At 36.7% G+C, this 12845-nt stretch carries 14 protein-coding genes and 1 tRNA gene; 6 read left to right on the plus strand and 9 right to left on the minus strand.

All coding sequences use genetic code 11. The features are described 5' to 3' along the window. Positions 1-12: 12 nt before the first annotated feature. From prmA to PWU04_RS11515, 6 genes are all read left to right on the plus strand, one after another. Positions 13-849 (plus strand): 50S ribosomal protein L11 methyltransferase, encoded by an 837-nt coding sequence (gene prmA / locus PWU04_RS11490; protein WP_274476252.1) that lies wholly within the window; start codon positions 13-15, stop codon positions 847-849. Positions 850-864: 15 nt separating this feature from the next. Further along, entirely contained in the window at positions 865-1140 is a 276-nt protein-coding gene (locus tag PWU04_RS11495) for an ATP-dependent Clp protease adaptor ClpS (protein WP_274476253.1), read from the plus strand. Positions 1141-1216: 76 nt separating this feature from the next. Beyond that, positions 1217-1290: transfer RNA gene (locus PWU04_RS11500), tRNA-Arg, on the plus strand. Positions 1291-1464: 174 nt separating this feature from the next. Continuing rightward, positions 1465-3090, plus strand: a complete 1626-nt coding sequence (locus PWU04_RS11505; RefSeq protein WP_274476254.1) for an ArnT family glycosyltransferase — start codon at positions 1465-1467, stop codon at positions 3088-3090. Continuing rightward, a complete protein-coding gene (locus PWU04_RS11510; protein WP_274476255.1) occupies positions 3090-4028 on the plus strand; it encodes a glycosyltransferase family 2 protein in 939 nt (312 codons plus the stop codon). The genes PWU04_RS11505 and PWU04_RS11510 overlap by 1 nt, the downstream gene beginning before the upstream one ends. 114 nt (positions 4029-4142) lie before the next feature. Then, a complete protein-coding gene (locus PWU04_RS11515) occupies positions 4143-4655 on the plus strand; it encodes a hypothetical protein (RefSeq protein WP_274476256.1) in 513 nt (170 codons plus the stop codon). 61 nt (positions 4656-4716) lie between these two features. On the opposite strand, the gene PWU04_RS11520 is transcribed toward PWU04_RS11515, so the two are convergent. The 9 genes from PWU04_RS11520 to PWU04_RS11560 form a co-directional block, all read right to left on the minus strand. Next, complete coding sequence (locus PWU04_RS11520) at positions 4717-5175, minus strand: hypothetical protein (protein ID WP_274476258.1); 459 nt, start codon at positions 5173-5175, stop codon at positions 4717-4719. An 82-nt stretch (positions 5176-5257) separates the two neighbouring features. Next, a complete protein-coding gene (locus PWU04_RS11525) occupies positions 5258-6355 on the minus strand; it encodes an alanine racemase (RefSeq protein ID WP_274476259.1) in 1098 nt (365 codons plus the stop codon). A gap of 48 nt (positions 6356-6403) precedes the next feature. Continuing rightward, entirely contained in the window at positions 6404-6841 is a 438-nt protein-coding gene (locus PWU04_RS11530; RefSeq protein ID WP_274476261.1) for a GNAT family N-acetyltransferase, read from the minus strand. A 282-nt stretch (positions 6842-7123) separates the two neighbouring features. Next, on the minus strand, positions 7124-7540 hold the full coding sequence (locus tag PWU04_RS11535; protein WP_274476262.1) for a DsrE family protein: 417 nt from the start codon (positions 7538-7540) through the stop codon (positions 7124-7126). An 18-nt stretch (positions 7541-7558) separates the two neighbouring features. Further along, positions 7559-8239, minus strand: coding sequence for a twin-arginine translocation signal domain-containing protein (locus PWU04_RS11540; protein ID WP_274476263.1), 681 nt, complete (start codon positions 8237-8239; stop codon positions 7559-7561). 116 nt (positions 8240-8355) lie between these two features. Further along, on the minus strand, positions 8356-9384 hold the full coding sequence (locus PWU04_RS11545; RefSeq protein ID WP_274476264.1) for a c-type cytochrome: 1029 nt from the start codon (positions 9382-9384) through the stop codon (positions 8356-8358). Between the two features lie 112 nt (positions 9385-9496). Next, the gene (gene corA, locus PWU04_RS11550; protein ID WP_274476265.1) at positions 9497-10429 is read right to left on the minus strand and encodes a magnesium/cobalt transporter CorA; all 933 of its coding nucleotides are present in this window, start codon (positions 10427-10429) and stop codon (positions 9497-9499) included. Beyond that, positions 10422-11108 (minus strand): potassium channel family protein, encoded by a 687-nt coding sequence (locus PWU04_RS11555; RefSeq protein WP_274476266.1) that lies wholly within the window; start codon positions 11106-11108, stop codon positions 10422-10424. The genes corA and PWU04_RS11555 overlap by 8 nt, the downstream gene beginning before the upstream one ends. A gap of 14 nt (positions 11109-11122) precedes the next feature. Beyond that, positions 11123-12817, minus strand: coding sequence for a TrkH family potassium uptake protein (locus PWU04_RS11560; RefSeq protein WP_274476371.1), 1695 nt, complete (start codon positions 12815-12817; stop codon positions 11123-11125). Positions 12818-12845: the final 28 nt, after the last annotated feature.

A 12845-nucleotide genomic window follows, 5' to 3' on the forward strand; every position in this document is an offset into this window, starting at 1 on the left:
ATAACTAGGGAAATGAGCAATGCTATTTATTTATCGTACCAGTTTAAAGTATCACCGTTACAGCCAGGTGTTGAGATATTGATAGCCGAATTGGGGTATGCCGGTTTTGAGAGTTTTGTGGAGACAGAAGAAGGGGTAACGGCCTATATTCAGAAAGAGGAGTGGCATGAAGGCATATTGAAAGATATCCAAGTATTGCATTCCGACGAGTTTGAAATTTCCTATGAATTTGAGGAAATAGAGCAGGTAAACTGGAATGCCGAATGGGAAAAGAACTTTACCCCAATTGTGGTTGATGATGTTTGTTCCGTTCGTGCACCATTCCATGAGGTGCCAAATACACAATATGATATTGTTATAGAGCCTAAAATGAGTTTTGGTACCGGTCACCATGAAACCACTCATATGATGATTCAGTTCATTCTGAAAAACGATATGGAAGGCAAGAAAGTATTGGATATGGGTTGTGGTACAGGAGTTTTGGCCATTTTAGCGGGTATGAAAGGAGCTAATCCAATAGATGCAATAGATATAGACAATTGGTGCTACCTGAACAGTATGGAAAATGTTGAGCGCAATGATACGAACAACATTACTGTTTATGAAGGGGATGCAAGCTTGTTGGAAGGCAAACAATATGATGTGATTATAGCCAACATTAATAGGAATATCTTGTTGAACGATATGGAAACATATGTGAAGAGTCTTAATAAAGGAGGGGTATTGTTCTTAAGTGGGTTCTATAATACCGACATCCCTACCATTCAGGAAGTTTGTGAAAAACATTTGTTAAAATTGGATGAAAAGCTAGAACGTAACAATTGGGTTGCGCTAAAATTCATAAATTAGCATAAAATATTGGAGATGAGTACGAAAGAGAAGACTTTAGAAGATGTGCTCTTGGGGGTAAACACCCAAAGGGAGAATGAGATAATTTTGTACAATGATGAGGTGAATACGTTTGATCATGTTATTGAAACACTAATTTATGTTTGTGATCATACACCGGAACAAGCAGAACAATGTTCCATTATTGTCCATTATAATGGAAAATGCACTGTTAAAACTGGCCCAATGAGGGAGTTAAAGCCACGTTGTTCCATGCTTTTGGAGGCGGGCTTGAGTGCCGAAATAGTGTAGCTTAAACTTTTTTCGCGTTTTTTTAAAAAAGGCTTTGGAGTAAAGAATTAATCTTCTATATTTGCAACCGCAAAACGGCCTCGTAGCATAACTGAATAGTGCACTTGATTACGGCTCAAGAGGTTGCAGGTTTGAATCCTGCCGAGGTCACAGAAAAAAAGCCCACAATTTTAGTTGTGGGCTTTTTCGTTTAAGCTTCAGGTTACCCTATTATATTTGCGTTTCAACTAGTTAGGTTTAAAGTAAGTGGCTGATTGTTAGGTGTCTTAATAAAATTCACTAAATTTAATCTGCTATAATCAATTACTTACATCAATGAAGGAAATGTCAAATACATCCACCCGGGTGCTGTTTTACTCCCTTCTTACTGTACTTAACCTCATCCAAGCGAATTATACAGGCTTGCTGTATGACGAAGCCAATTATTGGTATGCATCATTCTATATGGATTGGGGGCACTTTTACCATCCCCCTTTAATAGATGTTTTAGATCAAGCAGGGTATTTCCTTTTAGGGAACAGGCTCGGTTTACGGTTGTTTTTCATTATATTGAGTGTTATAAGTGTTTATTTGTTGGAAAAGTTGATTAGGCCAAAACAACTGTTGTTGTATTACTTGGTTATTTCAACTATTGTTTTTCTGCAAATAGGAGGCATATTTGCTGTACTTGACATTCCTTTGTTTTTTCTGGCAGTATGTTTCTTTAGTGTAGTTAAATTGTATATGATTAGGTCTACATTAGGTTACAGTATTCTTCTTGGTGTAATAAGTTCATTGATGCTTTACGCTAAGTATCATGGGATTATAGTAATTGTGTCCAGCTTTTTGTTTCTCTGGCCTATTTATCACAATAAGAGCTCATTTTACTTGTGGCCATTAATAGCGTTGCTCTTGTTTTTACCGCATTTGTATTGGCAGATCTCCCACCAGTTTCCAACTTTTAATTTTCACCTGTTTAACAGGCCTAGTACATCTTGGTTTGAGTTTCGGAATTTGGATTATATCCCAGGACAATTATTATTAGCAGGGCCAATAACCGGCTTTTTTATGTTCTATGGCGTGTACAAAAGAAAAATGTCCAATAGGTTTGAAAAGCTATTGCTAGTCAACCTTTTTGCTATCTATATCTTTTTTTTAGCTATTTCGTTATACACTCATATTGAAATGAATTGGGGACTCCTGGCTTTAATTCCATTAATTATTTTAGGTTATAAGGCATTGGAAGAGATGCCAAATCTTCAAGGTTATTTCAAAAAAACAGTGGTTGTTTCTTTAATACTGAGCTTTGTACTTCGATTGGTGTTGTTGTTCCCTGGGCAAAGCCCCATAGGTCGTTTAGATAAAGAGATGGCTGGTTGGGAGCAATTAGCACATACTATAGATAGTTTGGCTAAGGGAAAGCCAGTAGTTATGATGACGAGATATCAACATGCTGTAGCTTATGCGTTTTATTCTGAGAATAAATTTGTGCATGTAAGTTACCCAGATCAACCGAGTGATTTTTATTTGATGGGAACAGAGAAGCAGGTTTTAAACAAGGCTGTGTTGTTGTGTAGTAAAAAACCGTTTCAAGGGGCAGATTCTGTAAAAACCATAAAAGGTAAATGGTATTATAAAGATATTCCAAAGTTTAAAAGTTTATCGTTTGTAAAGGTTGAGGCAGTGAAGCCAAATCAAATTAATAAGAGTTTAGAGTATAGATTGCTATTGGAAAAGAATGAAAGTCCTGATAGTTTAAATGGAGAGTTGTCGGTTAAGTACTATAATAATGAGGCGGTTTTAGCTCTCCAAAACCTTGGTGGGTTGGAGTATCTAGGGCTAAGAACCGTGGAAGTCCCACGAAGAGTAGCGGAAACTCAAAATGTAAGGTGCCAGTTTTTTGTGAAAGCAGGCGATTTAATGCCTATGCCATGTAGCTTAGTATACGATTTAAGTTTTGAAAGTAACTAATGGGAACAAAAGAAACGAAAATATCAGTAGTAGTACCCTTATACAACGAAGAGGATTCTCTAAAAGAATTGTATAGCAGATTAACCAAGGTGTTACAATCTACAGATATGGACTATGAAATTATCATGGTCAATGACGGTAGTACCGACGCCACCCTCTCTATAGTTAAGGATTTTGAGTGTTCAGATAATCATATCAAGTACCGATCATTCTCAAGAAATTTTGGGCACCAAAGTGCTGTTACAGCGGGTATAGAAGTGGTCTCCGGAGATTGTGCGGTTTTGATAGATGCTGATTTACAGGATCCTCCAGAACTGATTTTGGAGATGTTAAAAAAATGGCGAGAAGGATATCATGTGGTGTATGCCCAACGTTATAAACGCAATGGTGAAACTTATATTAAAAAACTGAGTTCAAGACTGTTTTATCGTTTCTTAAGTAGCTTGACAGAGATAGACATTCCTGTAGACACAGGTGATTTTCGATTAATTGATCGTAAGATTGTAGATGTTCTTCAGTTGCTGCCCGAAAAACAACGATATACTAGAGGTCTTGTGTCATGGGCGGGATTTAATCAGATAGGTATACCTTATACACGAGACGCACGTTATGCAGGAAAGAGTCATTATTCTATCAGAAAATTGATGGTTTTGGGGCTGTCAGGGGTGATTTCTTTTTCTAATTATCCGCTAATGATTATTTCTGTGATTGGCTTCTTCTTGACGTTATTGGGTGTGTTAGCAAGTATTTATGTGCTTTTCATTAAGTTATTTACTGAAAATGTGGTGCCTGGTTGGACTTCTCTTATTCTTGTTGTTCTTTTTATTGGGGGGCTGAATATGGCCTTTATGGGAGTGATTGGTGTTTATGTTGGTAATATCGTGGCCGAAATCAAGGGGCGTCCAGTTTATATAGTGGAAGAAGAGCGGTTAAAGTAATGAGTGTATTGCAATTTTTTTATCTTGCCCCTCATTTACGTTTCAATTTAAAAGAGAATGAAAAAAGTTTGCCTAGTTTTTTTTGCTTTATTTTTTATCGTCACCTCATGCAGAATGGCCTCTTATCAAAGCACGGTTAATTCCGATGCTTATGGCATTGATTTTAGAGAGGGCACATGGTTGTTAGGTGATGTGGAATCCCCTCTGAGTATTAATGATAAACTCAATAAAATTGCAATTGATGGTTTTAGTAAGCATTTAGGTAACAATTTGCTTTTAGAAAAAGAGTTGAATCATGTTGGAGTACCTTTTGTCCCGTTGAGCCCTGATAACTTTACATTAGAGCAGCTTAAAGAAGACGTCAAAAGTGATTATTATATCAATATAAAATGTACCAAAATAAAGGGTGAGTTAGGAGTGATGCAGTTAGGAACGCTTTATAGCGAAGGTCAAAATATGGCGGAAACCACAGTTGAGGTTTACGACCTAAATACTTTTGAGGTGATTTATAGTAAAACTATAAAAGGAAACGTTACTGCTAGGGGGAAAGATGAGGATTTTAAATTTCAAAAGAGCACAACAGGAATGATGGTGTCTAGTTTAAAAAAGATTATCAGAAGTATTTAAAGAAAGTATCAAGATAGTGTAATAAATAACTTTTTATATTATGGTCTAAGATGATTAATTTTTACTTCGAGGCACTTTCTACAGCTTCCCAAGTATCCCAAATACCTTGTAAGTGATATTTAAATTGAGAGGCGTGTTCACCCTTGGCAAGACTATCAAATAGAGTATGCATATCTCCACGAAGATCTGGGTAATGGTCGGTTACTATGGTCATTCCCATCCAAGCATTTCGGTGTTCTATAAAAGCCTTTTTAAAAGAATTGGGGCAGCCACTATAATCCAATTGTCCCATGGCATTGGTGTAGTTTGTAATGGCCTGACTTAGGGGAATGTCTTTACAAGCAATATTGCGTATTTTTCCCAAAGCTCCATCTTTTGCAATAACGCGTTCAATACAAGTAATCTGAACATTAATTTGTGATTGAGTGTTTTCTGCAGGTGTTGATTTTGCATTCTGACAGGAATACAGAGATAATAAACAGATCATTATACTTCCGATAAGTAAGTCAATACGGTTCATACGAGTATATTAAGTACTTTTAAAATTACGGAAATATTTCGGGTTTCAGAGGAGCATAGTCATTAATGCTCGATGAATAATCCTATACAAAGACCTTGTCTATGAATTTAGAGTTAAGTAATCGAGCTACTGCCATATAGTTTGGCTTGAAAGTGATTTGGTCACCAACTTTAAAACGTTGTTTCCCATCATTACACTCGTTTCTGCCAATATCGATAACCATCATATCCGAGGTAACACCAACAAAAGTAATGCCTTTATCAAAAGCAACCAGGTTGTCTTGATCGACATCTAACAACCCAAAGTCTAAGATCGCTTTGTACGATTTGTCACTTTTACCTTCAGTGTTGAATTCGGCTGTTTGTCCAATATTAGCATCGCTAAGTATGCCTTCTGGAACTATTTTCTTTTCCTCCAATTCAATAATATTGGCTTTAAACTCAAAAGTATCAGTATGGAGATTTTCAAACTGCTCGTTGTTTAAAGGGCTTACTCCAAAAAAAGCGGCTTCACCAATACGAAAATGGTTGACGTCTTTAGGAACGGTCCCTTGATCTATAAGCGGTAAAGTGATGGACGATCCTCCTGATATAAGCTTAAGATCTTTCTTGAAGGTTGCTGAAATCAACTGTTTGTAAAGACAAAGATGAAGTAATTTATCATAGGAGGGTGCTACACCGTACATACAACCAAGATTTGATCCAATGCCAATTACATTGATGTTGGATAGGTTGAATACCTTTTGGTAAAAGTTCATAACATCATCACGTAAAACACCTTCGCGAAGCTCTCCAAGTTCAATCATGATAATGATATGGTGAGTTTTATTAGCTTCATTGGCGGCCTTATTCAAGGCAATAATAGTTGAAAATGAGGTGTTCAACGATATATCGGCATACTTTACAATATCTTTTGCATAAACAGCGGCAGGAGGCTTAATGTAAATAGTTCGCATCCTGGGGTTTACTGCCTTTAGGTTCTTTAGACTAGTGAGTCTGGAGTCCCCAACAGAGTTGATGTTTTGAATTATGTCTTCTGTAAGTACATTTTCCAAAAAGGCCATATCTCCAGAGAATACTTTTGTGATCAAGCTCCATTCTATATCGTGATTTTTGAAAAAGGCGCTTAAAGATTTTATGTTATTCTGTATTTTGTCTTTATGTATAATCAGTTCGGCCATAGTTTGGGCTTTATATATGAGGTATGAGGCTAATTTAGAAGAGTTGTCCTATCTTTTTAAACGCATTTCAAGGTAAGGGTTGGTAAAGCCGAGTTTTTCGTAAAGGTGCTTGGCTGGGTTATTATGTTCAACATGTAAAGCGATATCACCTTCGCAATAGTCAATAGCTGCTTTCATGAGTTTTTTGCCTACACCTTGGCCACGATAATCTTCGTGCGTAGCGATGTAAACCAAAATATTTTCCGGAATATACTCAGACATGCCCGTTTTGTTGATAACTACAGCGCCTATTATTTCAGATTTGTCTACCATTGTAAATACGTAGCCACCCAGGCCTGGTCGTTCTTTTGCAGCATATTGAATAGCTTTGGTAATGGCTGATTTGGAGTCGCCATATTCCCCTAAGTGTGTATAAAGAAAATTTACAACCTGTTCTATTTCTAAAGGTGAGATTCTGTTGAAAGCATCGTAGGCTTTTAATATCATAGGATTTTTTTTCTGATTTTTAATTTTTCTTACCCTATTATAACAAATTAATCGAGGATTCCAAATGGTTATCAGTTGATTATGATCTTTTTTGTTGCAATCCAATGAGCTGTAGTGAAGTAGAGGTAAAATCTTTTCCTACCAATTTAAATGTAATTTATAAAGACAAATTTCTATTTGGGGTTTAATTCCCCAGAGGTCATTTTTTAGAAATTGATAGGAATGGGCGTAAGTAATTTTTCCAATAAGATATTGGAATAAATAATGTGGCATTTAATAGCGTTAATTACTTTCCTTTATATAGCCCCATCCTTGTTTTTGTTTCGTGACAATCTCTAAAATTCCGTCGGGAACCACTTTAATACCCTTAATGAGCTTGTCTTGGGTAAGGTTATGACGCTTTAAAGTGCCATTGCACATCACAAAAGTGACATTATCACTATTGTTTATTAGTTCCGCAATATCTGCTGCTGCAGGTGATTTGTCTGGTAAAGCCATGTTTATTGCGCCGCTGTACATCACTACCTCAAATTGAGCATTAGGATATGCTTTAGACATTGCTTTTGCATGCCGTACTGCTGCTGCTTGGGTTTTTGGGTTGTCACTTGTAACGTCGAATACAATGTTTATAGGTTCATCTTGAGCCAGGCCAAAAAAACTATACCCTAAAGTAAGTAATAATAGAATGAATGTTTTCATAAGATCAAATGCTTTAAATTATCCTCCAGCATAAATGTAAGCGCAGCCGTGTTTCTGTGCGCGTTCAAGAGCCCATACACCAGAAGGTACTTTTTCGATGTCAGGTAGTACTGCAGCAGAAAAATCATTGTAAACTGTAGTTGCGTCCAAACCGCCTTTTTGAGCAATCATTCCACTGTAAACCTTCATGGCCAAATCGCAAACACAGAACATAGCACCACGTTCCTGTAGTCGTTTAATACCATCTATGCCAGGAAGAGGAAAATCTTTTTCCTTAGGCTCGTATAGAGTATTTCTCAGTGATGGTGCATCAGTATAATTATCTTTAATACCGAATACTTCCCCGAATTTATATTTTTCCCAAAGAGCAGAGTTAAAGGCGTAGGGGATGGCCGAATGTCTTAAAACGCAAACACCTGTAATATCATCATCTGGTGCCCCAGTTTGGTTATTTGTTAAATAAAACGCCCAAGTCCAGATAATTGGGAAACCATCATGAGGTGTAGATCCGTCATAAACCACGCGATGTGTTCCTTTGATTTTTTTGAACCATTCATCAGAATCCTGGATGGGCTTTTGATTGTTGAAAGTTGTTGCTGCTTGCAAGTTAGTGGTCAAAGTAGCGAGTCCTCCTGCTGCAGCACCAAGAGCCAATGCTTCTAAAAAGCTTCTTCTGGTTTTTAAGTTGTCGGTTGACATAATAGTAAAATTTTTTAAAGTAGATTTTGTACAGAAGAATTGAGTTTTACTATCACCAAGGAGTAATCCAAAGTTACGTAAATATTTGTTTACTTTTCTGGTTATTAGGTGTTTGGTTATTTTGTTTTCTCTATGTTGTAGTTTTTTTTGTAGTAATCCATTATCGGTTTATAGGGGCCTAGTTGATGTTGACTATGGGGAAAGCTATCCAAATATGGAGGGTAGGGAGTGGAAACGGGTTTCTTTTTTAAGTCAGGAAAGTCATTTTCTAGATTTGGTTTTGTTGGACGTTGTTGTTGGTTGATAAATCCAGCTACATCATAAGCTTCTTCGTCTGTAAGATAAGGTTTGTTGTAAGAAGTTCCATAAGGCATGTTGGCCTTAATGAATTGTGCGGCTGTAATAACTCGATTCATTCCTGCTCCATTATTAAAAGAATTTGGTCCCCAAAGAGGCGGGTATTCATAGCCATTGGATAGATACTGTTTTACACCTTGACCGTCAGTACCGTGACAAACACTACATATATTTTGAAATAAGAGTCTGCCGCGATTTAAGTCTACAGGACGATTAGGGATTTCAAGGGAAATGTAACCTTGCCCTTCAATGATTCCATTAGTGGGGGTGTCTTTATTAAGCCAGTTGATGTATTTGAGTAAAGCTTGCATTTCAGGAATATCAATGGGCATTGCCTTGCCGTTCATACTTCGTTCCATGCAACCATCTATGCGTTCTGTTATAGTGCCTTCTTTGTCTTCGCGTGCCCTATATTGGGGAAAGCGGTTGACTACTCCAACCAATGGACCAGAGTATGGCTTTGTTCCGGCGGAGAGGTGACAGTTACCACAAGCTAGATTGTTTCCAGAGAATATTTTTTTTTGGTTTCCATTATCGGGTCCAATATAATCAGCAGTATTGACAAATATGTCATAACCTAACCGGATTTCTTCGGCATCTTCTGTGTTTCCTAGAGTACTGATATCGTACTTGAGTTCTAGAGCACTTAGTGTTTTATCCTTTTTTATTTTGAAGACTTCAAAATGAAATAGAAGAGCTACCACCCCTATTGCTAAAACCGGTAAGCAGCAAAAACCAATTTTTCGCTTTAAGAGATTGAGCTGGGATATGAATTCCTTGTTTTCCATGGCCAACCATAAACTTAGCAGGGTGCGACATTAGGCTAAGGCGATTCATTTCAGTGGATTGATTGATAAAGATACTAAAAAAGGGAGTAATGGATTAATTGTAGTCAAAAGGTTAGAGCCATTTTTTTCGTTTAAAAAATAACAACGTTAATATAGATGAAGTTATCATAAGACAGATGGCTAGTGGGTACCCAAAAGAAAGATTGAGTTCAGGCATAAACTGAAAGTTCATGCCATACATACTTGCTATTAGTGTTGGGGGCATGAAAATTACCGTTACTACAGTAAATATTTTTATTATTCTGTTTTGTTCCATATCTACTAAACCCAAAAAGGTGTTTTGTAAAAACTCCAAACGCTCAAAGTTAAAGCTAGTATAATCCAGTAATGAACCAACATCCTTGATCATTATTCTGAGGGTTTCATAATCTTCTTTCGGAAAAAAGCGACTTTTAAGAATAGCGGATAATAGACGTTGCTTTTCAACAATATTTTCGCGAATGGCAATTGTTGATTCTTGTAGAGCCGTTATTTTTAAGAGAATTTCGCGTTCAAGCTCTTTTTCCTTTATCAATCCTTTGCTTATTGCTGTAATCTGATCGGTTATATTCTCGATGAGGTCAGCATCAAAGTCAATTCTGGTTTCCAAAAGAGTAAGAAAAATAGAATAGCCAGTTTCTGGTTTTAACACCTTTAATTTTCGATAGGTATCAGAAAAAGCCTTGTACTCATGGTCTCTCTGGGAAATTATAAGATGGCCTTTCAAAATAAATGAAACCGGTTCGTTGATGTAGCGATTTTTATCTGGACTTAAAAAGTTGAGGTTAATTCCAATTTCGTCTTCTGATTCGTTGTATTTTGAACTGGACTCAATTTCCTCACTTTCCTGTTCTGTAAATAGTTCAACTCCAAAAGCCGATTCTATAGCCTGCTTTTCGTCACTTGTTGGAGCAATAAGATCAAGCCAGACTACAGAATCAATATTTTCGGGAACACCTATAGAAACCTTAATGAGGTTATTTTCAAGGGTAACAAAATTAACCATCTTTTAAAAAACGTTTAATGTTTTGGTTGGAACCATAAACAACCAATATGTCTTCCTTTTTTAGAATGTGAGAAGGACTAGCCACACCGCTAACACGAGCTACATTTTTGCTACGACCGATAAAGCTTTTTACTTTTTCCTGAGAAATGGTGGTAAGCACAAGAAGATTGTGTTTTTCCCTAATGCCTGTGTCTTTAAGAGCTTTATTGTGATACTCTTCAGGAACATTTACCTCAACTATACTGTAATCATCCGTAAGTTCAAAAGAATCAACAACTCCTCTAAGACAAAGTTTTTTAGCCCAGCGTTCGGCAGTTTCCTCTTCGGGGTGTACAATTTCATCAACCCCAATGGCGTTGAGAACTTTTTCATGAAGCGGATTAATGCTTCTGCTTATTAACCGCTTCACTTGAAGATTTTTAAAAAGAGCGGTAACCATTAAGTTGGCACCTTGGTTTTCGCCAATAGAGACAATGACCATATCAGTATCTTTTAAAGGTAAACCGGTGACAGTAAGTTCATCGGTGGCATCCATGCAAATTGTATGTGATATTTTCTCTTTGAGGGTGTCAACCTTACTCATACTAATGTCTATACCAATTACTTCGTTTCCCTGCTCTGTAAGTTTTTGGGCTAGAGATGCACCAAAGTTTCCTAATCCTATTATGATAAACTTCATATTATCAAGGTGTTTTAGTTAATGGTGATTTCCTCTGTTGGATATCGGTAATTTTTATGTCTAGCTTTTTTGAAAACAGCTATTGCCATGGTAAGCATACTTACACGGCCAACAAACATAATCACAATAATTACAAATTTACTGTAGGTGCTTAGTTCGCTGGTAATACCCAAGCTAAGTCCAACAGTGCTGTAGGCTGAAAAACATTCGAAAGCAATACTTAACAAGTGTTTTTCGCTATCAAAGATAGAGATTAGCATAACACCAGAGCCAATAACCAATAAGGAAAGTGATATTACAGCGAAAGCCCTTCTTACCGATATGTCCGCTATTTCTCTTCTAAAAATTTCTATTTTGGATTTTCCTTTTGCAAGGCTTAAAAAATTAAGTGTTGCAATGGCAAAGGTACTTGTTTTAATACCTCCACCTGTCGATGCTGGAGACGCTCCAATCCACATAAGTAAAAATATCATCATTATAGTAGAGAAATGTAAAGCTCCCATGTCAATCGAGTTAAAACCGGCTGTTCTTGGGGTTGCTGCCCCAAAAAGGGCTGTGATAAATTTGCCAATACCTTGATGTTCGTTTAAAGTGTTATGGTACTCATTGATATAAAAATAAACAGTGCCCACAAATGTTAGTATTGAAGTTGTCATCAAGGTTATTCTACTATTAATAGTTAGCACCCAAGGCTTGTCATGGTGTTTTAGGCCTGAAAACCTAAAAATGTATTTCTTCATGAAGTACTTTATATACTTCAATATATTAACCACGATTGGAAACCCTAATCCACCAAGAACAAAAATAACGATTACGATAAACTGAAAGCTGTAATTATATCTAAAGCCAGCTTCGTATAAGCTATTAGGTAAGGTTGAGAACCCTGCATTACAGAAAGCAGAAACGGAGTGGAATACAGAGAAAAAAGTTGTATCGACTAAAGAGTTAAAAAGAGATTTATCTAAACTACTGTAGATAAGTAGAGCGCCAAGAGATTCAATCAATAATGTGATAACGATAATGCGTTTAAGTGTTGAAAATACTTCTCCAATTTTTTGAGAGTTGGTCATATCGCTGAGCACCAAGTGGTTCTCATAAGAAGTGCCTCCCTTAAAAAAATAGCTGAAATAGCTGGCAAAAGTTAGAATTCCAAGACCTCCAACTTGTATCAATGCTAAAATTATAGTTTGCCCAAAAGGAGTGAAATAGCTACCTGTGTCCACGACAATTAATCCCGTTACACAAACCGCACTAGTGGAAGTGAAAAGGGCATCGAAGTACCCAATACCCTCGTATGTAGCTTTAGGGAGCATTAAAAGAAAGGCTCCCAAAAGAATAATTGATAGAAAACTAACTATAAAAAGCTGTGCGGGGTTAAGTACTGTTCGTTTGTAATCTAATCGTTGTTCTGCTAGTTCCCTGAGAAAGGTAAGTACTATTGCAAATTTAATCCAATTGTCGTTGTAAAGTATGGAAATGTGCTTGTGGGCTTCTTCAGAAAAGAGATGAATGTAGATTACCCCTAGAGTGATTAGGATACTGATAATGTCAAACAGTAGTACGTTCTTTCTTAAATCCTTTGTTTTTGTGGCATACCTAACTGTTGTAGTAGTAAGTCCTAAGATTAAAACTATGAAATAAAATCCGTTGAGTATTTGTTGAATTTGTGAAGTTTGTTCGAACCCGAAGTCAATAATAAAAGCAAGCATGCCAATAAAACTTAAGGAGAAAGCAAGC

The organism is Mangrovimonas aestuarii, assembly GCF_028767185.1.
Taxonomy (GTDB): Bacteria; Bacteroidota; Bacteroidia; order Flavobacteriales; family Flavobacteriaceae; genus Mangrovimonas_B; species Mangrovimonas_B aestuarii.

What these genes read in the sequence shown, in the direction of transcription:
- PWU04_RS11495 (WP_274476253.1), top strand. Translation starts at nt 865, where the DNA reads ATGAGTACGAAAGAGAAGACTTTAGAAGATGTGCTCTTGGGGGTAAAC.
- PWU04_RS11560 (WP_274476371.1), bottom strand. Translation starts at nt 12,817, where the DNA reads ATGCTTGCTTTTATTATTGACTTCGGGTTCGAACAAACTTCACAAATT.
- PWU04_RS11515 (WP_274476256.1), top strand. Translation starts at nt 4,143, where the DNA reads ATGGCCTCTTATCAAAGCACGGTTAATTCCGATGCTTATGGCATTGAT.
- corA (WP_274476265.1), bottom strand. Translation starts at nt 10,429, where the DNA reads ATGGTTAATTTTGTTACCCTTGAAAATAACCTCATTAAGGTTTCTATA.
- PWU04_RS11510 (WP_274476255.1), top strand. Translation starts at nt 3,090, where the DNA reads ATGGGAACAAAAGAAACGAAAATATCAGTAGTAGTACCCTTATACAAC.
- PWU04_RS11555 (WP_274476266.1), bottom strand. Translation starts at nt 11,108, where the DNA reads ATGAAGTTTATCATAATAGGATTAGGAAACTTTGGTGCATCTCTAGCC.
- PWU04_RS11525 (WP_274476259.1), bottom strand. Translation starts at nt 6,355, where the DNA reads ATGGCCGAACTGATTATACATAAAGACAAAATACAGAATAACATAAAA.
- PWU04_RS11505 (WP_274476254.1), top strand. Translation starts at nt 1,465, where the DNA reads ATGTCAAATACATCCACCCGGGTGCTGTTTTACTCCCTTCTTACTGTA.
- prmA (WP_274476252.1), top strand. Translation starts at nt 13, where the DNA reads ATGAGCAATGCTATTTATTTATCGTACCAGTTTAAAGTATCACCGTTA.
- PWU04_RS11540 (WP_274476263.1), bottom strand. Translation starts at nt 8,239, where the DNA reads ATGTCAACCGACAACTTAAAAACCAGAAGAAGCTTTTTAGAAGCATTG.
- PWU04_RS11535 (WP_274476262.1), bottom strand. Translation starts at nt 7,540, where the DNA reads ATGAAAACATTCATTCTATTATTACTTACTTTAGGGTATAGTTTTTTT.
- PWU04_RS11545 (WP_274476264.1), bottom strand. Translation starts at nt 9,384, where the DNA reads ATGGAAAACAAGGAATTCATATCCCAGCTCAATCTCTTAAAGCGAAAA.
- PWU04_RS11520 (WP_274476258.1), bottom strand. Translation starts at nt 5,175, where the DNA reads ATGAACCGTATTGACTTACTTATCGGAAGTATAATGATCTGTTTATTA.
- PWU04_RS11530 (WP_274476261.1), bottom strand. Translation starts at nt 6,841, where the DNA reads ATGATATTAAAAGCCTACGATGCTTTCAACAGAATCTCACCTTTAGAA.